We start from the raw sequence: 23,578 nt of genomic DNA, 5'->3' as shown, positions 1-23,578 counted from the left end.
ATTTGCAATCAATCGCGAACATCTGTAATCATCCGCAAAAATCGTCCTTCATAATCAGCTTTATAATCGCCATCGCATCGGCATTGATATGGCAACGTCGTCAAAAGGAAGAAACATGCAACATATCGTCACCGGCATCCTCGCCCACGTCGACGCCGGCAAAACCACCCTGTCGGAAGCGTTGCTATATTCCAGCGGCGCACTGCGAAAAATGGGACGCGTCGATCATGGCGACGCCTTTCTCGACACCAATGCGATGGAGCGGCAGCGTGGCATCACCATTTTCGCCGAACCGGCCGTCATCCAAACCGACGACGTGACGCTCACCCTTCTCGACACTCCAGGCCACGTCGACTTCTCCGCCGAAACCGAACGCACACTGCGCGTCCTCGACTATGCGATCCTTGTCATCAGCGGCAGCGACGGCATCCAAGGTCATACGGAAACGTTATGGCGACTGTTGAAACGCTACAACGTGCCCACATTCATCTTCGTCAACAAGATGGACGCTCCCGGTGCCGACAAAGCCGCGCTGCTCGCACAGCTGCGTCGCCGACTGGGTGACGGCTGCGTCGATTTCGAAGGTGACATCGCGCCCGAAGAGCAGGAAGACGTCGCCATGCAAAGCGAGTCGGCGATGGAAGAATTCCTGGAATCCGGTAGCATCAGCGTCGATACCATACGCAATATGATTGCCGTGCGTGCGATTTTCCCCTGCTATTTCGGTTCGGCGCTCAAAATGGAAGGCATCGACGCATTCATGACGGGCTTCGGACGGTACGCGCGCACACCACAGTACGGTGATGATTTTGGTGCGCGCGTATATAAGGTGTCGCATGATTCGCAAGGCAACCGTCTGACATGGATGAAAATTACCGGTGGCGTGTTCAAGGCGAAAACCATGCTGTCTGGCGTGATGCGGGGGAGTGCGGACGCTGGCGAGGGGTCTGGCGGTGTCGCTGCTGGCGGCGGTGTCAGTGGCGTAGCGGCCGGTAGTGGTAACGCTGGCAGTGTCAACACAGTCAGCATATGGCAGGAGAAAGCCGACCAGGTGCGCGTCTACTCCGGCGCGAAATTCACCACGGTCGACGTTGTTCCCGCCGGCACGATCTGTGCGGTGACGGGCTTGACACACACCTTCCCCGGCGAGGGACTCGGATGCGAACGGAACGCTGAAAATCCCGTATTGCAGCCCGTCCTGACGTATACGCTGTTGCCGGGCGATAACGACATTCACAAGTGCCTTATGGCATTGCGCCAATTGGAGGATGAGGACCCGCTGCTGCATGTCGTCTGGCAGCCTCGCCTGCAGGAGGCGCATGTGCAGTTGATGGGCGCTGTACAGCTGGAAATCATTCAGCAGATGATGCTGGATCGTTTCGGCTTGGACGTTTCTTTCGGGCAGGGCGGCATTCTGTATAAGGAGACCATTACGGCGCCGGTGGAAGGCATCGGCCATTTCGAACCGCTGCGGCATTATGCGGAGGTGCATGTGCGCTTGGAGCCGCTGCCGCAGGGCAGTGGCATGCAATTTGCGACCGCGTGCAGTGAGGATGTGCTGGACCGCAATTGGCAGCGTCTGATTATGACGCATTTCGCCGAACGTGAGCATTTGGGTGTGCTGACGGGTTCGCCGCTGACGGATGTGAAAATCACATTGCTGACAGGTCGTGCGCATGTGAAGCATACGGAAGGCGGTGATTTCCGACAGGCGACCTATCGTGCGATTCGACAAGGCCTGATGGAATTGCGGGCTGGTGTGCCGACGGATGCTGATCCGTTTGATATTGCGCAGCGTTTTGCGGGTGATGCAGTTGATGAGGATGAGCGCGCTGCCGCTGGTGATGATTTTTCTGATTCCGTGAGGGGGAAAGCGTCTTCGTCTGCGGCTTCGTCGTCTGATGATGCGACGCAGGCGGCGCCGCGCGCTTCGCGCATCGCAGGTGTCGGCAACTGTCGTCTGTTGGAACCTTGGTATCGCTTCCGCTTAGATGTTCCGCAGGATATGTTGGGGCGTGCAATGAGCGACGTGCAGCGTATGGGCGGTGCTTTTGACGCGCCTTCGTCGGATGGTGAATATGCGGTGTTGACAGGATGCGCGCCGGTTGCTGGTATGCGTGATTATGCGATGGACGTAAACGCCTACACGCATGGTCGAGGCCATGTGAGTTGCGTATTCGACGGATACAGGCCCTGCCATGATGAAGACGCTGTCGTGGCTGAGGCGCAGTACGATCCGGAATCCGATCTGGAAAACACACCGGATTCGGTGTTCTGCGCCCACGGTGCCGGCTACCCCGTCAAGTGGTACAAAGTCCCCGAATTCGCTCACCTGAATTATGCGGAATAGGGCCCGTCGTCTCTGTAGTCGCATTTCTCCTGCAAGTGTGACCGTTTTTGGGTGGTTTTTCGGTCACACTTGCTGATGCGGTTGGTTGGTTTCAGCATTTGTGACCGTTTTGGCGTTCGGTTGGAATGACGATTGGACGACGAGATGAAGGCGGATACGCAAAAGGCCTCCGATTGGGAGGCCTTTTCAGTGGAGCGGACAACGGGACTCGAACCCGCGGTCTCAACCTTGGCAAGGTTGCGCTTTACCAACTAAGCTATGTCCGCGTGAGGATTCTCGCCGTGAGAAGCGAGACTCCAGTGGGTGATATAGGAATCGAACCTATGACCCCTTCCGTGTGAAGGAAGTGCGCTAGCCGCTGCGCCAATCACCCGCAGAATAACTCATGCCGTCGCATGACCTATTCGCGTTCGTGGGCGATACAAGATTCGAACTTGTGACCCCTTCCGTGTCAGGGAAGTGCGCTACCACTGCGCCAACCGCCCGAAGCGAGTGCTAACTTACCGGCGTTTTCCTCAGCAAGCAAATCCTTCGGCGTGTCGTGTTTGAAAACGTTGGAATTCCAACGTTTTATAAAAATCGGCAAAATCGCCGAAAATGGGTCAAACTTAGCTGCGATAGGCCAAAAAGCAATAAAAACCCTGTTTCATCGGCGTGTCGCGAAGGCGGTCGCAATGATGAAGCAGGGGAAAGCATTGCGTTATATCAGCGTGTCGCAATCATCAACATCAACGCAGCGTCAAAAATTTTGGCGCGCTGCAATTATCGAGTCGCAGATAATAGTCGCCATCAGAATGTCAATCGCATCTGATGCCACACGACATCGCCGTGCGTCGAATCGGAAATGCCTTCATCTTCGAATCCGACATTCGCGTAAAAGCCAAGAAGGCGTTCCTTGCATGTCAACACCAGTCCCCGGCGCCCTCGCGAGCGGGCTTCCTCGATAACATGTTTCAGTAAATTCGTCGCATATCCGCGATGCTGGTATGCCGGCGCAGTGTCAACGCCGAAAATCATCTGCCATTCACCACTCGGATTATGCAAGGACGCGTCATCATACATGTCGTCCAACAAATCAGCGGTATTGGTTGCCATTCCGTTGACGAAACCGATTAGCGGGCCTTCCGTGACGCAAGGCGTAGTGGGAAGGGCGGCATCAGCCTGCGTAACGCCGTCATCCTGTATCGCGTCGTTGGCCTGCGAAACGCCATCGTTCTGCACGTCGTCATTCTGCATGTCATCGTCAATCATCAGCCAAAAGCAATCCGCAAACGTATTCAAACGTCGTTCAAACGACGTCTTGTCTGCGGCCTCCGCGGCGGGAAAGCACATCGCTTCCACACCTGCGATCGCATCGAGATCATCAATAGTCGCATGTCGTATCATCATGCGTCCAATCTTCCCTCATCCCTACCCAAATTCAAACCTCGCAGCAACAAGAATTGGGGCGAGCAATACGGGGAAGGGGAGTTCGCTGCTGATATTCTTGACGTAGGATTCGGCATGGACGCCGAGACCGGTATGTGTAAAGGGGAAGGCCATGATTGTGATTCTCATCATCCTTGCGCTGGTCATTTTGATTCTTATTCCATGCGTATTCATCGTGCCGCAGCAGCAGGCGTACATCATCGAACGATTCGGCAAATTCAAGGATGTGCGCTTCGCCGGCATCCATGCGAAGATTCCGTTCGTCGACCGCATCGCGATGAAAACGAATATGCGCGTCTCCCAGTTGAACGTCCAGCTGGAAACGAAAACGCTTGACAATGTGTTCGTAACCGTCGTCGCGTCGACGCAGTTCCGCGTCAATCCGAACGATGTTGCCACGGCGTACTACGAATTGCGCGATCCTGCCGGTCAGTTGCGTTCCTACATGGAGGATGCGCTGCGTTCCGCCATTCCTGCATTGACCTTGGACGACGCGTTCGCGCGTAAGGATGACGTCGCCGCTGACGTGCAGAAGACGGTCGGCGCCGAAATGGCGCGCTTTGGCTTTACCGTTGTGAAAACGCTGATTACCGCCATTGATCCGAGCCCGCAGGTCAAGAACGCCATGGATTCCATCAATGCCGCGCAGCGTGAGAAGGAAGCCACCCGTCAGCGTGCGGAGGCGCAGCGTATTCAGATTGAAACGCAGGCGGCTGCAGAAGCCGAAAAGACTCGTCTGCAGGGCGAAGGACAGGCGAACTATCGTCGCGAAATCGCCAACGGCATCGTCGATCAGATCAAGAGCCTGCAGGCGGTCGGCATGAATATCAGTGATGTCAACAATGTTGTGCTGTTCAATCAGTATCTTGACGTGATGCGCGAGCTGGCCGATTCGAAGAACGCGAAAACCGTGGTGCTGCCGTCGGCGACGCCGGGCGGATATCAGGATATGTATGAGCAGATCATGAATGCCATGCTGACCGCCAACGAGGCCTCCGGCACACCGTCGAACATCGATCGGACGCCGGGGACCAAGTGAATCTGATGGACTGGAACGGTGGCCCGATTGATGCCGTCATTCAGCTGTTCAGGAAGCCTTCGATCTGTGCGGCTGCGGCGTATCCGGCGCGATACATGCGTTCCAGTCCTTCAAAGGTCTTGCTCAACGTATTAAGCCCGTACAGGCTTTCCGGCGCCAAAATCAGCACCTTGCCTTCGCGTTCGAGACGCTTGGCCAATGCGACCTCATCGTTATACGTCTTATAGCGCTGCATCAGCCGTTCCGCCGCTTCAGGATAGGAATGACGGAGAATGCGAGCCGGTGCTACATCATGGTTCTGCTTGCGCAGCGCGTCTTTTGGCCGCGTCAGCACCAGCACGATACGGTCGTGGCCATCATCCAACGCCTTCTGCACCGGCACGGGATCGGCGATGCCGCCGTCGAAATACGGTATGCCATCAATCGCATATGGTTCGCATGCCACCGGCACGGCGGAGCTGGCCTTGACCACATCGAAATTATCGAAGGAAATGTCGGACTTGTCGAAATATTTGGTCGACCCATCGCGCGCGTCGCAGGTGACCACGGTAAATCCGGTGGGATTCGCTTCGAAAGTCGCATAGTCAACCGGATATTCGCCATCGTGATTCGACAGCGTGCTGTACACGTAGTCGAGGTTCGCATAATTATGATTGCGAATGAAGCTGTCCAGGCTTGCATACTCCTTGCGGAATGCGTATTCGGTGTAGAATTTGTGATTGCGCCCATGCTGTTTGGCGATGAACGACACCATATTCGCGCTGCCTGCGGAAACGCCATAGCAATGGTCGAACGCGATGCCGTCTTCCAAACAACGATCCATCAAACCGCATCCGTAAATCGCGCGGAATCCGCCGCCTACATCAATCAATGCCGTTTTATGCTGTGCCATGGCAAACCTCTTTCCATATATATGGCGTCGAGCTTACTCGTTTTGCCGGGACATTGGGGAGGAATTTCGACGGAGGCGCAGTGTGGGAGCAGTCTGATTGCAGCTTAGTTGTGATGCGGCTGCGGTGTGGTTGTAATGTGATTGCGTGTGGCTGAGCTGCAGCCTGGTTACAGTGTGATTGCGATTCTGCAGTTTATCGATTCAGCAGCGCGCTCGCCAGCTGTGCCATGCGCGTGCTGCCGTCGGAATTCGACAGTGTGACGCCGCCTCGCGCATCTTCGGGAGCGAGCTTGCCGAGTGATTCGAGCACGACGCGCAAATGACGTACGGTGCCTTCATTGCCGTCGATGATTGCGGTGGTGTCGGGCAGCAGTTCGCGGAAATAGTCGCGGTAGAACACAAAATGTGTGCAGCCAAGCACGACGGAATCAATAGTGGACAGGTCGTAGCGGTCGAAATACCCGTGCAACGTGTCCATAACAAGATCATGGTCGTCCAGCTGCCCGCTTTCCACGATGTTGACAAGGCCGGGGCAGGGTTCAGGGAAAATCGTGTGGTCGGCGGTGAAACGGTCCATCAGTGCGGCGAATTTGTGTTCGCGTAATGTCAACGGGGTGGCTGCGACGATGACACGCTGGCGCTGTCCGTGCCCGCGGTCGCAGGCGACTTTCAAGGCCGGCTCCATGCCGATAATCGGAATATCGTAGGTTTCGCGTAAATCGTTGACGGCAGCCGATGTAGCCGTATTACAAGCAATCACAACAGCTTTCACACCTTGTTTCACGAATTGTTCCACGATATTGAAGGATAATTGCCGCACCTGTTCCGGCGTTTTCGTACCATATGGCGCGTGCGCGGAATCACCGAAATACAGCACTTGCTCATTCGGCATGGCGCGTCTGATCTCGCGGGCCACGGAAATACCGCCCAAACCCGAATCGAAAACGCCGATCGGTGTAGTAGAAGCCATTATTCCTCCCGTGAAGCAGATGCAAGTGGTGTCTGTGATCCTGCCATCAGATAATCCGTCTTTAGCCTACTCACTGTAATGCCGATTACACGCAATTCATCACCCGGACGAAAACCTCGGCGAAAACCTCGGCGGAAACGCAGGCGAACATCTAGACGAACACCTAGTCGAAAGCCTAAATGAAAATCGAGCGAAACCTGGAAATCCGCACAAGCAAGCCACTCCACGGTACAGTTAGTGCCATGAGCATTCCGAACAAGGTGTATAAGGCGCATGCGACTGGCAATGATTTCGTGGTGTATGCGGATCCGGATGGCGTTTTTGAACCGACCGCGGACGAAGTCCGTTTCCTGTGCGACAGGCATTTCGGCATCGGCGGCGACGGCCTGATTCGCCTAACCCCGCCGGATGCGGTGTCCGACATAGATGAAGCTACGGTCGACGCCTGCATGGAAGCGGGTGCGCACTGGTTCATGGATTACCGCAATGCCGACGGCAGCCTCGCGGAAATGTGCGGCAATGGCACGCGTGCGATTACATTGTTCGCGCAGAAGCAGGGCTATGCCGAAGGTCCTGGCGGTGAGCCGTTCAAGTTGGCGACGCGCGCCGGCATCAAGATCCTCACATCCTTGGGTGATGTAGAGCCGTATGGCCGTGACGTGTTCCAAGTTGACATGGGCGCGTGGAAGCGCGGCGAGGTCGGCGCTTTCGAAGTGACGATTCCCGGCACGGATGGCGCCGCGCGTGGCACTTTCGTTGATATGGGCAATCCGCATGTCGTCTCGATTATCGGCGGCCTTGAATTCGTCAGTGAAAGCGCAGACGCGGTTAAGAGCGATTTGCCGGATGTCGAAAAACTTGATTTGGTGACGAAGCCAATTGTTGCGCCGGTTTTGGAATCCGATCAGAATGTCGAATTCGTGCGGATTGACGCGGTGCGGCAGACTGCTGCTGACGATGATGCCGCAGTTGGTGATGCCACATATGATGATGCTGCAAAGGGTGGCGTCACACATGATGCTGTCACAAATGGTGACGCCGCAAATGATGGCGTCGCACATGACAATATTGCGCATGATGGCAGCGCCGAATCCGGTGAGACGATTGGCTATGCGACGATGCGCGTAAACGAGCGCGGCTGTGGTGAGACATTGTCGTGTGGCACCGGCTTATGTGCAACTGCAATCGTGCTGCGTGCCCACACCGGCATCGATCATTGGAATATCACTGTTCGTGGCGGCACGCTGCGTGTTGACGTCACCGATGACGACGTCAAACTGACTGGCTCCGCCACCATCGTCGGCGCCATTACCCTGCAAAACTAACCGATCCCAGGCAAATGTGACCGTATCCCATCCCTGTAACGGTCACATTTGCTGAAGGAGGACGTTTAAACCAGCAGGAGTGACCGAAAGGCGTGATTGCAGGACTTGCGTGAGAGCGAAGATAAGGCGAAGAGAGCGAAGGTCAGACGAATAATGCCGGACCGTCCTTGACCAGAATCAGCGTCACTAGGGCGACGATCCACAGGACGTCAATCATCAGGTCATAATTCAGACGGTAGTACGTGGCCAGTCGGCCTTCGCGTGACGGCAGTCCTTGCACTGCGACCGTCGCATGAGACAACGCCATGAATTGAATCGTAGTCGAGAACATCAGCGCCAAGCACCACGGGCACAGCGCGTTGATCACAAACAGCGACTGCGACGTCAGCCAATACGAGTAGGCGAGTGCTGCCAATCCGCCCAACCACGTGCATGTGGCGAACCAGCGCGGTACAGCGATGCGGGCGACGCCCAATACTGCGATGGTGACGAACACTGATTCGGCGGCGATGCCGAAGAATGCATTCGGATAGCTCAATCCGCCGAATTTGATGATTTCCGCCTGCCAGGATTGTGCCACAGACGAGCAGGAGAGCATCGCGTTGATGTCACAGTCCAGCTTGCCGCCAGGATTGCGTGCCAATTGCAGCGTCTCCGCAGACAGCACGAACGAAACCACCAGCGCCACCGCTGAAGCAAGCAGCATGATCAGATATGTCCAAGTTGCGCCGTGACGCCACCCTCGCAATGTCGGCATCGCGGTGTCGCCGTCGTTTATGTTACCGCCGCTCGCGTTACCGCCGCTCACGCTGTCGTCGATGCTGCTGCCGTCTGCGTATGCCGTGTTGCTGATGTCGTTGCCATTGTTGCTGTCGCCGCTGTTGCTGATGTTGCCGCTCATGCGTGCCCTCGTTTCGTGAGCCTGTCGGGACGTGCCTTGTGGCATGCCCTGTGTGAACGTTTCAGCGCGAAACGTCATATTCCGTTGCCAGTATACGTGCGCGCATCGCCGTCGCATACGCGTCGTGGCGAAGACACGATGATGTCGCCGGTGCTGGCGCCGCCCGCCGATGTCCGGTGTCGCGACCACCGTTTCTCGTCTACGATAGAATCATGATCAGCATTGATTTTCCTGTGACCGTGCCCGTTGAAGGATGGGACATTCATTGCCATACCGTGTTTTCGGATGGCACGGAAACGCCGCAAACACTGGTCAGGCAGGCGAAAGCCGCAGGATTGCGAGGTGTCGCGATCGCCGATCATGACACGACTGCCGGCTGGCAGGAGGCGCAGGAGGCCGCGTGCGAGGAGGGACTGCCGCTGCTGCGCGGCACGGAGGTCACCGCGGTTGACGATGGTATTTCGGTGCACATGTTGGCGTTTCAATACGATCCCGACAATCACCGCATTCGTGATTTGTTCGCCCGCACACGCGAGGCTCGTCTGAAGCGCACGAAGCTCATGGTCGAGCGTATCGCGCAGGATTATCCGATCGACTGGGACGCCGTGCAGGCACAAGTTAAGAAGGGTGGCCGTACTACGATTGGGCGCCCGCATATTGCTGATGCGCTGGTGGCCGCAGGCGTGTATGAGACGCGTTCGGAAGCATTCGCCGACGTGGTGAGCGCTTCCAGCAAGTATTACATTCCGACGCCGTCGCCGACGACGCATGATGTGGTACGCGCGGTGCGTGAGGCTGGTGGTGTGACGGTGATTGCGCATGGCGGCGATCCGAGCCGCAACAGGCGTCTGCTTTCCGACGAGCAGATTCGCGCATTGGCCGATGAAGGATTGGGCGGCCTTGAAGTATGGCATCGTGGTAATCCTGAAGCGCAGCGCAGTCGTTTGTTGGATTTGGCGAAGCGGTTTGATTTGCTGGTGACCGGTGGCTCTGATTGGCATGGGAAAGGCAAGCCTAATGGGCTGGGGGAGAACCTGACCGATGAGGCCACGGTGATGGAAATAGTAAGGCGCGGTGCAATCCCATTGTGGCGCTGACTTTTGCAGCTGATTATTGCGTCACCTCGGATTACGCCGCGCCAAAACACGCTGCACGCTGTTGCGGCGCCGTCTTTGCCGCAGTGCCGTCTTTATTGCGGTGCGGCCGCGACTGCTGCGCCGTCACTGTCGCGTGTACTGCGTGTGCGACGTGCGTTGTGTCAAATGCGTCGATTACATGGCGCCGAAACCGACGGCATGCTTCGTTTCAGAACCGACGATGGCGTAGCCGAGCGCACCGGCCGGCACGATGATGTCACGGCCCTTGTCGTCGGTGAGCTTGATTGACTGCTTGTCGTTCAACGCTTTCGTGATGATGGCGCTGACTTCCTCGGCGCTGGCGTCCGTACGGAAAGTGACGGTACGGGCGACATTCTGAATGCCCAATTCGATATCCATGAATTCCTCCTTATAGTGCCTGATGTTGCCTGTAGCCTGACATTGCCTGTAATTGTCGCATTACCGATAGCGTTACGCCTGTGGCGATTCGTTCGTATGGTCTGCGTCAGCCGCGGTGTTGCCATTCGAACCATCCTGCACATGACGATGTACGCCGGTTCTGGTGGCTGTCAATCCCAACTGTGCATCACGCATGGCGCGTTCTTCGCGTTCCAACAGCGGAATCAGCATGGTCGCCACGTCGCCAGACGCCTGTTCTGGAGCCTGCGCCTCGCCGGTGTGATCATCAGCATGATCGGCATCGACATTGATGGTCGGACGCATACCATTGGCGTCATCCGATTGCGCTGCGTCCGTGCCTGAATTGGCGATCAGCATGGTCGCGGACGATGACGGCGACGCATTGCGATAAGCCGCAGGCTGCGCGCCGGAAGCGGTCTGATCGGCGACGTCATAGCGTACGGTAGCGCTGAGCGGACGGTCCGCTGTGAAATCGGAAGACGCTTCAGACGTGAAACGAATCTCTTTCGAGCCGGTTTTATCGGTTTCACCGGTCGCGTCGGTTTCACCGGTCGCGTCGGATTCACCAGTATTGTCGGCAGCTTGATTTGCGGCATTCATACGCTGCTGGGATTCGTTCAACAGTGTGCCTACGGTAATGGTATGCGGCGAAGAATTTGTTGAATCAGACAATCCGGACGATGATGCAGTCGAATGTGACCGGGACTTGGTCAGGCTCAACTGGTGGGCGAGACGCTCAACCTGCGCTTTAAACTGCATGATCTTCGCATTATCCGCCGTATTGATCGCCTGAATGAAATCGCCGACCTGCTCCATCTGAAGCCACAAATTGGCGCGCAGCATAATCAAATCATCCAAACGTGATCCCAACATGCGCGCATATGCCGACAACACCGCATTACGATGCGACTCATCCAATTTTGCGAAAATCCACGCCAAATCGCGGGCGGGATCATTCATCTGCATTTCCTGCCAATTCGTCACCGCCGTAATAGACGAACCGGAAAACAGCAGGTCACCATCCTGAAAACCGCCATGTACCGTGCACGTATTAAACGACCACAGGCCGTCGGTTTCCAAGATATTCGCCCAACTGGATGTGATTTCCGAAGGAATATGGCCAGCCTGGCGCAAACGTTTGATCCAAGCGGTCAACTGTGCGCGAATCTGACCGGTGACGAACATTGGATACTGATTCTCTTCCAAAAACGTGGGACGCAGACGATGAATCGCACCAATCGTCGTGCCGACGCTAGCGCAATCATCCAACGTCAACAAATCCAATTGGCGGGCCTGCCCATCATGATGCAACGTAATCAGCACCGCCATATTGCCGGTGGCGCCACGCGCATTCGAGCCGTCATTGAACGCCATCACACGATCCGTACCAAAACCAAGTCCGGCCAATTCTCGCGCCTGTTCAATCGTGCGTGCCGCGCGAGCCCTGCCGGTAAGACGCTTACGCCCAGCCTCACTGCTGGCGGCGAACACGTCATACGATTTGCCCAGCGAATCCTGCACGACGGCATACTCAATGCCGCAACGTTCATCAGTGGAATTCCTCTGACCGCCGTCACGCACTCCGGATACGACAACGGAAGGCAATGCCGCGCTGGCCAATGCCGCCAATTTAAGCTTGCTACGTTCAGTCACAGTTCAACACTAATACACGAAAAACGGCAATACCATGCCGACGTGCCAGAAAACAGGCGATTTTTAGGCTTTCGGACTCGCCTCGAATAGCGGATTGACGTTTGGGCTGACACAATGGAAGGCATGGAATCATCGGCTCAGGCAATTCTCGAAGGACTGGACGATGCGCAATCGGCCGCGGCGACCACACTGGACGGGCCGGTGCGCATCGTCGCCGGCGCAGGCGCGGGAAAAACCCGCACCGTCACGCGCCGCATCGCCTATGCCTGCGCCACAAAAACATGGAATCCATCGCGCGTGCTCGCCGTCACCTTCTCCGTCAAGGCAGCAGCGGAAATGCGTTCGCGGCTGGCCGACCTCGGCATCGGCGACGACGTCAATGCGGCGACCTTCCATTCCGCGGCGCTCCACCAATTAAGACGTGTCTGGAACGATATCTGCGAAGCGCCATTCCCTCATATCAGCCGCGATCCACGCGATCTCGTTGCACGATCGCTCAAAAGGGTCACTGCGGCGACCCACATCGACGACGCCATCATCCGCGACCTGCATGCCGAAATCAATTGGGCGAAAATCTCCCTAATCGCGCCGGCCGACTATGCGCGCGTATACGCCGCCGGATACCGCAAGCCGCCGGCCGGCCTTGAAATCGGACAGTTCATGGACATATACCAGGCGTATGAGCAGGAAAAGACGTCACGCGGCGAAATCGACTTCGACGACATTCTGCTCATGACCTGCCACGTATTAAACGAATTCGAAGATGCCGCCGCTGTTATTCGATCCTCGATCGGATGGCTTACCGTCGACGAATATCAAGACGTTTCGCCCCTGCAGCATCGACTGCTCACCTTGTGGCTTGGCGACAACCGCAATGTGTGCGTCGTCGGCGACCCGGCGCAGACCATTTACTCCTTCGCAGGCGCCAGCAGCTATGATCTGCTGAACTTCCCCAACGAATTCGCGCCCGTCAGCGCAGACATCAGTCTGAATCGCGACTACCGTTCCACGCCGCAGGTCATCGCCTGCGCCAATCGCGTGCTTGCCAAAGCGCCCAATCGTGACGATTATCTGAAATTGGAGGCAGTACGCGAGAACGGCGCGAAAATCACACGAACCGTATACGGCAGTGATATGGAAGAAGCACAAGGCGTCGCACAACGCATAGCAAGGCTGATCGCAGACGGCGTCTCACCGTCCGATTGCGCGGTGCTGACACGCATCAACGCGCAACAGGCCGTTATATGCCAAGCACTTCGCGCGCAAAACATACGATTCCGTGTAAAACGCGACACCGGATGGGAGAATTCCGCGCTCGCCGATGATGCGCAGATGAAGCAGGCGATGCTGGAGACGCTGGGCGTGGGGCCTGCCGGTACTGCATTGCAGGGCGTTACGATTACCACAATCCATGCCTCGAAAGGCCTGGAATTCAAACATGTGTTTCTGATCGGATGTTCGGAGGGGCTCTTGCCATACGGTTCCCCGCAGGGCGGAGAGCTGTTGGAAGAAGAGCGACGATTGATGTATGTAGGCATTACACGAGCCGAGGACTCGCTGCATCTGTCATATGCGCGCAGCAAGGACGGCATGGGCGGCATACAGCGCTCGCCCAGTCGCTTTTTGAATTGAGCATTGCTGTTCTTGCTGACTGCATGACGCTTTGCGGTGGCTTCATTTTCTGACTCCTGCCGGTATTGGATGAACCGTGTGGAGGCCCTGCTTTTGGTGATGTCTTCCGGTATGCATGGAGGTATCCGCGCGCGATGTCGTGCGCCGGACGTGCGGCTGGCTGCGTCGCGGAAAGGCGGATTTGACATGATGCTTTCCCGCGGTCTGTTCAGGACAGACGGGGATAAGTCTGTCCTTTTCGTGTTCTGACGTCCCGCTTTTTCTTTTCGGTGGCGGGTTTCCCCGTGCGAACGCACGGGGAAACCCGCCCCTTTTTTTGCGTTGTCCGTGTGCCTTCCGCGTCGGGAGGGAGTATATGGAAAGGGGATTCTTGTGAGAAAACGAATATTCGCGGCGCTTGTCGTCTTGTGTACTCCTACTACCGACAACGGCTTTCGCTGAAGCAGGAGTGCAGGACAGTAGCGGCATGACCGTCGACACAAACAGGCTGTGCGAACACCGCATTGGGCATAGCGAAAGTTGTCACTACATCGAGGAGACAGCGGAAACTTCTGTTCCCATAAACAGACAGCGGAGTACTGCCCGGCAGAAAGCGTGTCGGAGAATGCTGCCATCTCGTCTGTTCTGTGGAGGGAAGCGGATTCGACTGTCCATAAGGAGATGGCTTCCATGCCTTTGGGTGTGTCACGGAATCTAGAAAACATTCTCTATCTGGACGAGCGCGGCAGTCCAAAAACTGCTGGTAGCGCTGCACAGGTTACAGAAAACGATACCGGCTGAACAGGAGGTTGGTATGTGGCACAGGGCGACACCACCATCGCCGGTATAGTTATTGTAAGCGGTGATATGTACCTGATTTTAGAGGATGGCTGCAACCTTACGGTTTCGAAAGGTATTCAGTTAGCATCTGGCAGTCATCTGTATATCTATGCGCAGTCTACCGAGAAAGAGACAGTGGGCTTTCTGACCGTCACGGATACTGGTATCACAGAACTATCAGGGGTGCCAACTTTGACGATTGTCGGCGGCAAGATATCAGCAAGCGGCAGATCAGGGATCTCCGCTGGCTATCTCACTATTATGGATGGTTATGTAAGTGCTTCAGGAATCTCAAATAGTATCGCTGTTATAATCGCTACTATTTCCGGCGGATTTGTGGATCTCCATGGGGCCTTTACTGGAAAACTTTCCACTGGCGAAAACGGTCATGCAGTGATTTCTTCCACTGTCGAGATTAACAACATGGCAGGCGATTGTAAAGGTTTCTTTTTAATACAAAATGAGGGGGAAAATCTACGGAGATACATTTACTCTGACACAGGACCTCAGCATTGCGAATAGTAACATTGTGGTGATTGTGAAGGAAAGCCAAACCCTGACGCTCAATGATGGAGTGACCTTAACTATTCCCTCTATTGCAACTTTAACGAACAATGGCACTCTGAATAACAGTGGAACCATTATCAACTTCGGCACCCTGAACAACACCAGCGTTCTGAATAATGCTGGCTCCATTATCAACAAGGGAACTTTGAACGGTGAGGTTGGTGGCAAGGGAACGGTTACTCCGAAGATTACCACCGATGGTCTGCCCGAAGGAACGGTGGGCACCGCGTACAGTCAGACCTTTAACGCCACCAACAAGACCGTGACTTGGCAAAGCAGCAATACAGGCGTCGCTACGGTAGACGAAAACGGCAAAGTGACCGCCGTAAGGAGTGGAACTGCGGACATCACCGCCACCGCTGCGGACGACAGCGGACAATCCGCCGCCTGTACCGTAAAGGTCAATGAGAAGGCCGAACCGCAGCCGCCGAGCTACTCGTATTACACGGTCGCGCTGTACCGCCTGTACAACACGAATAGCGGCGAGCATTCCTACACGGCGAGCCGGACGGAGCGCCTGCATCTGGTCGGTCTGGGCTGGCGTGACGAGGACATCGCCTTCGGCCAAGGCGCTCCCGCAGTCTGATTTCTATGTCTTTCAACGAGCCTCGTTGATCGAATCTTTCGTCCGGCGGGGCTCGTCTGTTATCCTCCCCATCTCTCAGCGAGCTAAACCTGTAGGTAAAATCCGTTTACCATCTCACTGAGCCGCCGTCACGTGATGCTAAACGGAATTTACCTACAGATTCGCACGCTTTGGAAGCGAAAGTTGCCACCTGTTTCCATATTGTCGATTATTTGAAGCCGTTAATTATTTTCGGCGTCGCCGTTTTCCTGATCGAGTAGCTTGTTCAGCTCGGCATCCCAATCAATGGAAGAGGTGACGGCACCAGCGCCGGCCTCGCCATCAGCTGGCAAGCCAGCTGCAGCTGTAGCGGCGTCACCAGCGGCGTCACCAGCAGCGGAATCGCCGGCACCAGCGTCATCAGCCGGCAAAACAGGTAACAAATCAGGATGCGACCACTTCGCATCACGCGCTTCGATGCCTTCCGAAGCACCAATGCGTTCCCACAAAGCGGCGGCCTCTCGCATACGTTTCGGTCTCAGCTGCATCCCCAGAAGATTCTCGAACGTACGCTGCGCTGGGCCACCGACGGCACGCTCGCGGCGCATCATCTCACGAAGCTGCTCAATATGCGGCAAATGCGCCATACCGGCGCGCCACACCACGCAATCAACCCAACCTTCAACCAAAGCCAGCAGTGTTTCCAATGAAGACAACGCCTGCGTCTGCTCCGGCGTATCCGGAATGCCGACCTTCGTCAAATTCACGGCGTCAGACAGCGAATCCGGATCCATCGCGCCGGCATCGCGCAGCTGTTCCTCCATCGCATCCAAATCAATATCAACGCCGCGCGCATACTTGCCGATCAACGCTTCAAAACGCGGCATCAGCCACGGCACCGACGCATATAGGCGAGCATGCGCCAACTCCTGCAAAGCAAGGAACGCCGTCACCTCTTCCACGTCAATCTCCAACGATTTCGCGTATTCGACGACGTTCTGTATAATCAGCGCGCCCGCCGGATTCGACAGCAGCGCAATGCCCTGATCGAAACTGCCTCGCACTTCATGCGACAAATTGCCGGCGGCACGGCCCAACTGCATCGCGAACGACGTGTTGCCCAGCAGCTTGATCATCTGAGCCGGATTCTGCATACCATCCGGAATCGGAATCGGCACAGGGCCGGCGAACATGCCGGAAATCTCACCCTGGAACGCATCACCAAGACGGTCGGCAAGCACCGATGTCAGTGCATCGTTCATCGACTGTGCGACAGGCGCGGCAAACTGCGCCCACGCGTCGATCGTGCCGTCAACCCAGCCGTCGCGCGTCAACACCTGCGTTTGTCCGTCAACAGGGTTGAATTCGCAAGCCGTATCCAGCCACAGATTCGCTTCGCTGATAATACGACGCGCCATCGAACCGTTTTCCGCGCTCACCGTGCTTTCCGAGCCTTCGCCGCTGGCCTGCTGGTGGGCGAGCGACTTCGCCAGCTTCACGTTAATCGGACCGGTTTCAACAGCCTGCTGCATGTCGCCCATGGTGTTGAGACCTCCCGCAGAGAACGCCTGCATCATCGCCTGCACTTCGGCAGGCTTCGGCAGTTTCTCTGGATCCTGACTCATCAGCTGCTGGCGGATCTCCTCAGGCAGGCTCGACAGCTGATTCCAGGCCATCTCTCCCTGAATCGGGCCGAAGCAATCGATAAGCCATTGGTGGATTGCGTTTTCGTCCATAGCAGTTGCCGTCCTTGTCGTTTTTTGCTTTTGTTCGCGTATGCTGTGAAGGTCGATTGCTTCCATAGTATGGGAGGTATGGCTCATATGCATACAAAACGCCCACTTCAAGCCGAAAGCGCACTTCATGGCACGGTTTGCGGCACGCTTCGTCGCGCTTTTCGTAATTGCACGGCCCGCATGCGCGCATATATTGACGCGCGGTCGCTGCGTTATCTGGCGGGGTTGATTACCGTCGCCTTGTGCGTGTTTGTGTTGGCGTTGCCGAGCGCATACAGTATGGAAATGCCTGGGCCGACGCAGGATGTGTTGGGCAAATCCGGTGGCAAGGAAGTGATTTCGATTTCCGGCGCGAAAACCTATGACGATGACGGGCAGTTGCGTTTGGTGACGGTGAATGCTTCCGGTGTGCCCGGATATCCGATTACGAATGCGCAGATGCTGTGGGGATGGTTGGATTCGTCCACGATGGTGATGCCGGTGGAAGCCGTTGTACCGGTCGGGCAGACGGCTGAGGAATATGCTGAAGAGACCAAGTCGGAAATGACGTCGTCGCAGGATGCCGCAACGCAGGCGGCCTTCAAGTATTTGCAGGCGCAAGGCGTTGATACGAGCGGCATTACGGTAACAATGCATGTTGACGATATCGGTGGCCCTTCCGCTGGAATGATGTATGCACTTGGATTGATTGATAAATTGACCGCCGCTGACGAGACGGGCGGTGCGATTATTGCCGGTACGGGAACGATGGATGCCGATGGCGAGGTCGGTGAGATCGGCGGCATTCGATTGAAGATGCTGGGTGCGAAAAGGGATGGCGCGACATGGTTTTTAGCACCTGCAGGTAATTGCGATGAGGTCGTTGGTCATGTGCCGGATGGTTTGCGTGATGTGATGGTGTCGACGTTGGATGAGGCGTATCAGGCGCTGGTTGCGATCGGTCAGGGCAAGGGCGACGATCTGCCGCATTGCGTTGTGCCGAATGAGTGATTGAGCGGGTGACCGAATAAGTCATTGAGGCGAAAAATCTCGAAACATGACCGTGTCGCGGCCCAATTACATGTGCTCTTCGTCAAGAGTTGGTATATTGGCGTTTGTGAATCAAACGGCAACTGATAACGCTGAAGAATTCGGATTCCACGCCGGCGACCTGGTTCAGGAATGGCTGTGGGACGATGATGTGGACGACTCGATCCGCGCCGGGATCGAGGAGCTGACCGGAGAAGAGCTGGTCGATGAGGATTATGATTCCGCGGTCGACGGCGTCATCATTTGGTGGCGTGATGGTGACGATGAGGACGAACTGTCTGACACCATCGTCGACGCGTACGCGGTACTTGGCGAAGACGGTCCTCTGTGGGTGTTGACCCCGAAGCCGGGGCGCCCAGGGGCGGCAAGTTCCAGCACCGTGCAGTCCGCCGCGAAGACGGCCGGCATGAACGCCGCAACCCCGCTGACCGTAAGCCCGGATTGGAACGGCATTCGCCTGAGGGCTTTCGGTAAGGGCAAGGAGAACAAGTAAACGCATTGCGTGTGCAGGCTTTTGACGGACGGCATCATATGATGCCGTCCGTTTTGTATTTCTCATATTGCGACGTCATGTTGCAGCATCGCATCATCGAACGAAAATCCGACTATGCAATCAAATGTTGATGTTGCGATTGAATAATCACAGACTGCAACCAACAGGTTGCAAATCAGATAGCACACCGCGATCATGCGAAATGAAAATGGAAGCGACAGCAAAAATGAAAATGAAGCCGCCGAAAGGCGAAAACGTTAATGATTGTGGGCGATGAGGGACTCGAACCCCCGACATCCACCGTGTAAAGGTGGCGCTCTAACCAACTGAGCTAATCGCCCGCAAAGTCATACTGTACAGCATTGTGCCGCCATCTGCGTGTTCGCGCGTCGCAACACTGTGTTTTCGGTGTGAATACAGGCAGAGGTCTCAAGAATCGCGTAGAGTTGAGCCGTTGAATACTTATTCCGTAGGAGGTCGATGGCCGTGGAGCAGGAGACGAGTACCGGAAAGAACTCATCGGGTATCTCTCGGACGGGCAAGCGCAAGTGGGGTTATGATTGCGCGCAGGTTGACGCTTTCCTGGAACGTGCACATGCTTTGTACGAAAGCGAAGACGCCCAGCTGAACCAGCAGGAAATCCAGAATATTTCATTTGATTTGTGCAAGGGTGGATACGATATCGCTCAAGTCGACGCGGCATTGTCTCGTTTGGAGCGAGCTGTTGTTGACAAGCGCACCACGTGGGAGCTGTCTCATGATGGACGCGTCGCTTGGAAGGCGAAGACGGAGACGTTGTATCGCCAGATCGCGCAGCATGCTGAACGCAATCCCAAGCAGCGTTTTATGCCGGGAGCTGCGAAAACGCCGTCGTATGACCGCAAGCAGGTTGACCGTTTGATTGATCAGATTGTTGACAAAGTCGCTTGTGAATTAGGTGTGGATGGCGCCGACAGTGCTGATGTCAAGAATTATGTTGATTTGAATTCAGGCACCGTCACGAATGTGATTTTCACGCAGCGGCGCGGCAAGCGCGGCTATGATGAGCGCCAGGTCGATTATTTCCTGAATTCCTGCATTACATTGCTCGGCCGTTTGGAATCGTATGCGCGCGTTGGCGATTTGGTTTCCGAAGAGGAAAGCGCTGCTGCGGATGCCGCATACAATGCCTCCGGCAATGTTGAAACTGCTGCCATGCAGGGTGGCTTGTCCGCTGGCGTGCCTCAGACGGTTGCTCCGCTGTTCGCCGGTACGCAGACTCAGACCGGAGACGCTGCCGGTGCCGCCGGCACTGCGGGCTTCCGCGAGGAGGATTCTTTCGCGCAGCTGCACAAGGCCGAGCAGGAGATTTTCACGGCTCCTATTTCCAAGCCGGCAATGCCGAGCATTCCGCCGATTGCCGCGCAGAATACGGCGCCTGCAGCCGGTGTTTCATCTGCTGCCGGTACCGCAGCTGCTGCTGGCGCCGCTATGGCAGCTCCGGTTTCTTCGCTGTCCGCACTGGTGTCGGAGGGCTCTCCGGCTGAAACCACTCAGACGATCGATCCGTTGGACAGCGTGCGCGAGCCTGAAGCACTTTCGACTTCGCCGTCGTCATTCGCTTCGCAGTCTCCTGTAATGCAGTCCGAAGAAACCTCGTCCTCGTTGGCCGCGCTGGCTCATCTTGCGCAGGTCACGCAGGACAGCAGTGTTTCCGAGCCGGAAAACAGCCTGCCGCCGATGCCGAAGCTGACCGCTGAAGGCGTGCCGGCGTTGGATCTTGAACAGTCCATGTCCATTCCAGTTATTCCGCCGCTGCCCGAACCACCGGCGGCAATGACCCAGCCGAGCGGCGCCTCCCATGATCACTATGGCGATTATGGTGAGACGGCTGCCGCTCCGGCCGAGAACGCCGCGGAAACTTCCACGTCGGAAGTCAAGGAAGAAACGCCGAAGAGTGGGGCTGCCCCGCTGTTCCCGCCGCTGTTCCCCAACGCGGAATCACTGAATGTCGATATTCCTGACCTGTCGTTCCCGACCTTCAGCATGGGCACCCAGCCGACGTTCGGCGAACATTCTGACGAGGAGGAGAATCGCTGATGAGCCTGAGCCATCGCGATGTGGTGATTCTCGGTTCAACGGGATCTATCGGCACGCAAGGCCTTGACGTTATCAAACGCCATTCGGATACATTCACGGTAACCGGTTTGGCCGCAGGCGGCTCGCATATCGAGCTTTTAGCCCAGCAGGCCGTCGAATTCCATGTTCCGCGCGTTGCGGTATTCCATACCGAAGCCCTTGGTGCGTTACGCGAAGCGTTGCGCCAAGCCGGTGCTCCTGATTCGATTGCGGTCGAAGCGGGGCCAGAAGCCGTTCTGGCTTTGGCAGGCAGTGGCGCGGATGTAGTGTTGAACGGCATCACCGGCTCCATAGGCTTGGAACCGTCCATCGCCGCGCTGCAGGCTGGCTCCCAGCTGGCATTGGCGAATAAAGAATCCGTCGTTGCGGGCGGTCATCTGCTGTTCGGCGCACAAGTGCGTGAAGCGCAGATTAATCCGGTGGATTCCGAACATTCCGCAATCTGGCAGTCCCTGCGTTCCGGCACATACGGTGAAGTCGCAAAACTGATCGTCACGGCATCCGGCGGACCGTTCCGCGGTATGCATCGCGATCAGATGGCTGATATCACGCCTGAGCAGGCATTGAATCATCCAACGTGGAATATGGGGCCTGTGGTCACCATCAACTCGTCGACGCTGATGAACAAAGGCCTCGAAGTCATTGAAGCCAGCCGACTGTTCAATATTGCGCCCGGCCGCATCGAAGTGACCGTTCACCCGCAATCCATTGTGCATTCCATGGTGGAATTCGTCGACGGCGCCACCATCGCGCAGGCATCGCCGCCGGATATGCGTCTGCCCATTGCATTGGGCTTGTCCGCGCCCGACCGCCTCGGCAATGTGGCGGCTGCTTGCGATTGGACGAAGGCCGCACAGTGGACGTTCGAACCGTTGGACGACGAGGCCTTCCCCGCGGTCAGCTTGGCACGCCACTGCCTGAACGCGTCCGAAAAACATACTGCGGTGTTGAATGCCGCCAACGAGCAGGCCGTGCACGCGTTCCTCGAACATCGCCTGCCGTATTTGGGCATCGTCGACACTGTCAAAGCAGTGCTTGACGATATGGACGGCGAATTGCGCGGCGCACCACTGTTCGAATCCGTGGAGGAAATGAGTCGAATCGAGCAAGAGGCTCGACATCGCGCCGACCTTCTGATAAACAAGCAGCAGTAACACAGCAATGCGACAGTGCCGATGCGATGCTATGGCAATCGTATCGGCACAATTCAATCAGGCGAATACATCAGGCGAACGATTCAGAGAGGCAAATTGCAGCATGACTTCGATGCCATTGAACGAAAACGCATCCGAAAGCGCAGCAACAATCGAAAAGCCATTCCGCAAAACCGGAGCGGCTGCAATCAGTGAAAGCCCGTTGCATCCGCGTCGCCAATCGCGTCGCATCATGGTCGGTCCAGTCCCCGTCGGTGGCGGTGCACCCATCTCCGTGCAATCCATGACGAATACGCTGACCGCGGACGTGCCGGCAACGTTGCAGCAGATCGCTGAATTGACGGCCGCCGGTTGCGATATTGTCCGTGTTGCCGTCCCTAGCCAGGATGACGCCGATGCATTGCCGCAAATCGTTGCAAAATCACCGATTCCTGTTATTGCGGATATTCATTTCCAAAGTAAGTACGTATTCCAGGCCATTGATGCAGGCTGCGCTGCGGTGCGCGTCAATCCTGGCAATATCCGTAAATTCAACGAAGTCGGCCCGTCCATTTGCAAGGCCGCGACCGATGCCGGCATTTCGCTGCGTATCGGCGTCAACGCCGGCTCGCTCGACAAAGACCTGTATGCGAAATATGGTGGCCCGACACCGGAGGCGCTGGTCGCGTCCGCGCTGAAGGAAGCGCATATGTTCGAAGACGTCGGCTTTAAGGATTTCAAGATTTCCGTCAAGCATCATGACGTGATTACCATGGTGCAAACCTACCGTCTGCTCGCTTCCAAGGGTGATTGGCCGCTGCATTTGGGCGTTACCGAAGCGGGCCCGGCATGGCAGGGCACTATCAAATCCTGCCTTGCGTTCGGCGCACTGCTGGCGGAAGGCATTGGCGATACGATTCGTGTGTCGCTTTCGGCGCCGCCTGTTGAAGAGGTGAAGGTCGGCTGCAAACTGCTTGAATATATGGGATTGCGCCAGCGCAAATTCGACATCATTTCCTGCCCGAGCTGCGGGCGCGCACAGGTGGATGTGATTCAGTTGGCTACCGCCGTAACGGAAGGTCTGAAAGACGTTACCGCGCCGATTCGCATCGCCGTTATGGGCTGCATCGTCAACGGCCCGGGCGAGGCGCGCGAAGCCGATCTGGGCGTCGCCTCCGGCAACGGCAAGGGCCAGATCTTCATCAAGGGCAAGGTTGTGAAGACCGTGCCGGAAGACCGCATTGTTGACACGTTGCTCACCTATGCGCAGGACATTGCGGCGCAGATGGAACGCGACGGACAGGTGCCGGCAGGCTCGATGGGGGCGGTCGTTGTGCCGATCCAGAATCCGGGCCATGGTGGCGCAGGCCAAGTCGCCTGACGTGCCGTGTTGGCGGTGTATGGACGTTCG

Annotated in this window: 19 protein-coding genes and 4 tRNA genes; 12 read left to right on the top strand and 11 right to left on the bottom strand. The window is 56.4% G+C overall.

Annotated features, from left to right (window positions below; translation table 11 throughout):
* Positions 1 to 115 precede the first annotated feature (115 nt).
* The gene (locus AC1AWD_RS05760; protein ID WP_476564433.1) at positions 116 to 2,350 is read left to right on the top strand and encodes a GTP-binding protein; all 2,235 of its coding nucleotides are present in this window, start codon (positions 116 to 118) and stop codon (positions 2,348 to 2,350) included.
* Positions 2,351 to 2,540: 190 nt separating this feature from the next.
* Here the strand turns inward: AC1AWD_RS05760 and AC1AWD_RS05755 are convergent.
* The 4 genes from AC1AWD_RS05755 to AC1AWD_RS05740 form a co-directional block, all read right to left on the bottom strand.
* Positions 2,541 to 2,616 (bottom strand) — tRNA-Gly (locus AC1AWD_RS05755).
* Positions 2,617 to 2,650: 34 nt separating this feature from the next.
* A tRNA-Val gene (locus AC1AWD_RS05750) sits at positions 2,651 to 2,723 on the bottom strand.
* A 40-nt stretch (positions 2,724 to 2,763) separates the two neighbouring features.
* A tRNA-Val gene (locus AC1AWD_RS05745) sits at positions 2,764 to 2,835 on the bottom strand.
* 304 nt (positions 2,836 to 3,139) lie between these two features.
* Complete coding sequence (locus AC1AWD_RS05740; protein WP_476564431.1) at positions 3,140 to 3,739, bottom strand: GNAT family N-acetyltransferase; 600 nt, start codon at positions 3,737 to 3,739, stop codon at positions 3,140 to 3,142.
* A 151-nt stretch (positions 3,740 to 3,890) separates the two neighbouring features.
* Between AC1AWD_RS05740 and AC1AWD_RS05735 the strand changes: the two genes are divergently transcribed.
* Complete coding sequence (locus AC1AWD_RS05735) at positions 3,891 to 4,817, top strand: SPFH domain-containing protein (RefSeq protein ID WP_476564429.1); 927 nt, start codon at positions 3,891 to 3,893, stop codon at positions 4,815 to 4,817.
* Positions 4,818 to 4,857: 40 nt separating this feature from the next.
* Here the strand turns inward: AC1AWD_RS05735 and AC1AWD_RS05730 are convergent, their stop codons facing one another.
* Both AC1AWD_RS05730 and murI read right to left on the bottom strand, forming a co-directional pair.
* Positions 4,858 to 5,709 carry a patatin-like phospholipase family protein gene (locus AC1AWD_RS05730; protein WP_476564427.1) on the bottom strand — a complete coding sequence of 284 codons (852 nt, stop codon included), beginning with the start codon at positions 5,707 to 5,709 and terminating at the stop codon, positions 4,858 to 4,860.
* A gap of 193 nt (positions 5,710 to 5,902) precedes the next feature.
* Positions 5,903 to 6,679, bottom strand: a complete 777-nt coding sequence (murI, locus tag AC1AWD_RS05725) for a glutamate racemase (RefSeq protein ID WP_476564425.1) — start codon at positions 6,677 to 6,679, stop codon at positions 5,903 to 5,905.
* A 242-nt stretch (positions 6,680 to 6,921) separates the two neighbouring features.
* Between murI and AC1AWD_RS05720 the strand changes: the two genes are divergently transcribed.
* Entirely contained in the window at positions 6,922 to 8,004 is a 1,083-nt protein-coding gene (locus AC1AWD_RS05720) for a diaminopimelate epimerase (protein WP_476564423.1), read from the top strand.
* Positions 8,005 to 8,146: 142 nt separating this feature from the next.
* Here the strand turns inward: AC1AWD_RS05720 and AC1AWD_RS05715 are convergent, their stop codons facing one another.
* Positions 8,147 to 8,761 carry a vitamin K epoxide reductase family protein gene (locus AC1AWD_RS05715; RefSeq protein ID WP_476564644.1) on the bottom strand — a complete coding sequence of 205 codons (615 nt, stop codon included), beginning with the start codon at positions 8,759 to 8,761 and terminating at the stop codon, positions 8,147 to 8,149.
* A 356-nt stretch (positions 8,762 to 9,117) separates the two neighbouring features.
* On the opposite strand from AC1AWD_RS05715, the gene AC1AWD_RS05710 reads away from it, so the two are divergent.
* Positions 9,118 to 10,002, top strand: a complete 885-nt coding sequence (locus tag AC1AWD_RS05710; protein ID WP_476564421.1) for a PHP domain-containing protein — start codon at positions 9,118 to 9,120, stop codon at positions 10,000 to 10,002.
* Between the two features lie 174 nt (positions 10,003 to 10,176).
* Here the strand turns inward: AC1AWD_RS05710 and AC1AWD_RS05705 are convergent, their stop codons facing one another.
* Together AC1AWD_RS05705 and AC1AWD_RS05700 are read right to left on the bottom strand one after the other, a co-directional pair.
* Positions 10,177 to 10,401, bottom strand: a complete 225-nt coding sequence (locus tag AC1AWD_RS05705) for a DUF3107 domain-containing protein (RefSeq protein ID WP_476564419.1) — start codon at positions 10,399 to 10,401, stop codon at positions 10,177 to 10,179.
* A gap of 72 nt (positions 10,402 to 10,473) precedes the next feature.
* Positions 10,474 to 12,075 (bottom strand): phosphotransferase, encoded by a 1,602-nt coding sequence (locus AC1AWD_RS05700; RefSeq protein ID WP_476564417.1) that lies wholly within the window; start codon positions 12,073 to 12,075, stop codon positions 10,474 to 10,476.
* Between the two features lie 114 nt (positions 12,076 to 12,189).
* Between AC1AWD_RS05700 and AC1AWD_RS05695 the strand changes: the two genes are divergently transcribed.
* From AC1AWD_RS05695 to AC1AWD_RS05685, 3 genes are all read left to right on the top strand, one after another.
* Positions 12,190 to 13,707, top strand: a complete 1,518-nt coding sequence (locus AC1AWD_RS05695; protein WP_476564415.1) for an ATP-dependent helicase — start codon at positions 12,190 to 12,192, stop codon at positions 13,705 to 13,707.
* A 795-nt stretch (positions 13,708 to 14,502) separates the two neighbouring features.
* Positions 14,503 to 15,048: a hypothetical protein gene (locus tag AC1AWD_RS05690; protein ID WP_476564412.1), complete on the top strand. Its 546-nt coding sequence runs from the start codon at positions 14,503 to 14,505 to the stop codon at positions 15,046 to 15,048.
* 7 nt (positions 15,049 to 15,055) lie between these two features.
* Positions 15,056 to 15,679 (top strand): Ig-like domain-containing protein, encoded by a 624-nt coding sequence (locus tag AC1AWD_RS05685; protein WP_476564410.1) that lies wholly within the window; start codon positions 15,056 to 15,058, stop codon positions 15,677 to 15,679.
* Positions 15,680 to 15,900: 221 nt separating this feature from the next.
* Here AC1AWD_RS05685 and AC1AWD_RS05680 read toward each other — a convergent pair whose 3' ends face one another.
* Complete coding sequence (locus AC1AWD_RS05680) at positions 15,901 to 17,394, bottom strand: zinc-dependent metalloprotease (protein ID WP_476564408.1); 1,494 nt, start codon at positions 17,392 to 17,394, stop codon at positions 15,901 to 15,903.
* An 87-nt stretch (positions 17,395 to 17,481) separates the two neighbouring features.
* On the opposite strand from AC1AWD_RS05680, the gene AC1AWD_RS05675 reads away from it, so the two are divergent.
* Both AC1AWD_RS05675 and AC1AWD_RS05670 read left to right on the top strand, forming a co-directional pair.
* Complete coding sequence (locus AC1AWD_RS05675; protein ID WP_476564642.1) at positions 17,482 to 18,384, top strand: YlbL family protein; 903 nt, start codon at positions 17,482 to 17,484, stop codon at positions 18,382 to 18,384.
* Positions 18,385 to 18,490: 106 nt separating this feature from the next.
* Entirely contained in the window at positions 18,491 to 18,916 is a 426-nt protein-coding gene (locus AC1AWD_RS05670) for a DUF3052 domain-containing protein (protein WP_476564406.1), read from the top strand.
* A gap of 267 nt (positions 18,917 to 19,183) precedes the next feature.
* On the opposite strand, the gene AC1AWD_RS05665 is transcribed toward AC1AWD_RS05670, so the two are convergent.
* Positions 19,184 to 19,257, bottom strand: a tRNA-Val gene (locus tag AC1AWD_RS05665).
* A 139-nt stretch (positions 19,258 to 19,396) separates the two neighbouring features.
* Between AC1AWD_RS05665 and AC1AWD_RS05660 the strand changes: the two genes are divergently transcribed.
* The 3 genes from AC1AWD_RS05660 to ispG all read left to right on the top strand — a co-directional run bounded on the left by AC1AWD_RS05660 (position 19,397) and on the right by ispG (position 23,548).
* The gene (locus AC1AWD_RS05660; protein WP_476564404.1) at positions 19,397 to 20,995 is read left to right on the top strand and encodes a DivIVA domain-containing protein; all 1,599 of its coding nucleotides are present in this window, start codon (positions 19,397 to 19,399) and stop codon (positions 20,993 to 20,995) included.
* Positions 20,995 to 22,188 carry a 1-deoxy-D-xylulose-5-phosphate reductoisomerase gene (gene dxr / locus AC1AWD_RS05655; protein ID WP_476564402.1) on the top strand — a complete coding sequence of 398 codons (1,194 nt, stop codon included), beginning with the start codon at positions 20,995 to 20,997 and terminating at the stop codon, positions 22,186 to 22,188. The genes AC1AWD_RS05660 and dxr overlap by 1 nt, the downstream gene beginning before the upstream one ends.
* 112 nt (positions 22,189 to 22,300) lie before the next feature.
* On the top strand, positions 22,301 to 23,548 hold the full coding sequence (gene ispG / locus AC1AWD_RS05650; RefSeq protein ID WP_476564640.1) for a flavodoxin-dependent (E)-4-hydroxy-3-methylbut-2-enyl-diphosphate synthase: 1,248 nt from the start codon (positions 22,301 to 22,303) through the stop codon (positions 23,546 to 23,548).
* The last annotated feature ends 30 nt before the right edge of the window (positions 23,549 to 23,578 follow it).

It is taken from the genome of Bifidobacterium sp. LH_512, assembly GCF_056356435.1.
Note: the sequence above shows the minus strand (reverse complement) of the source record. Positions and strands in the feature narration are given on the sequence as shown.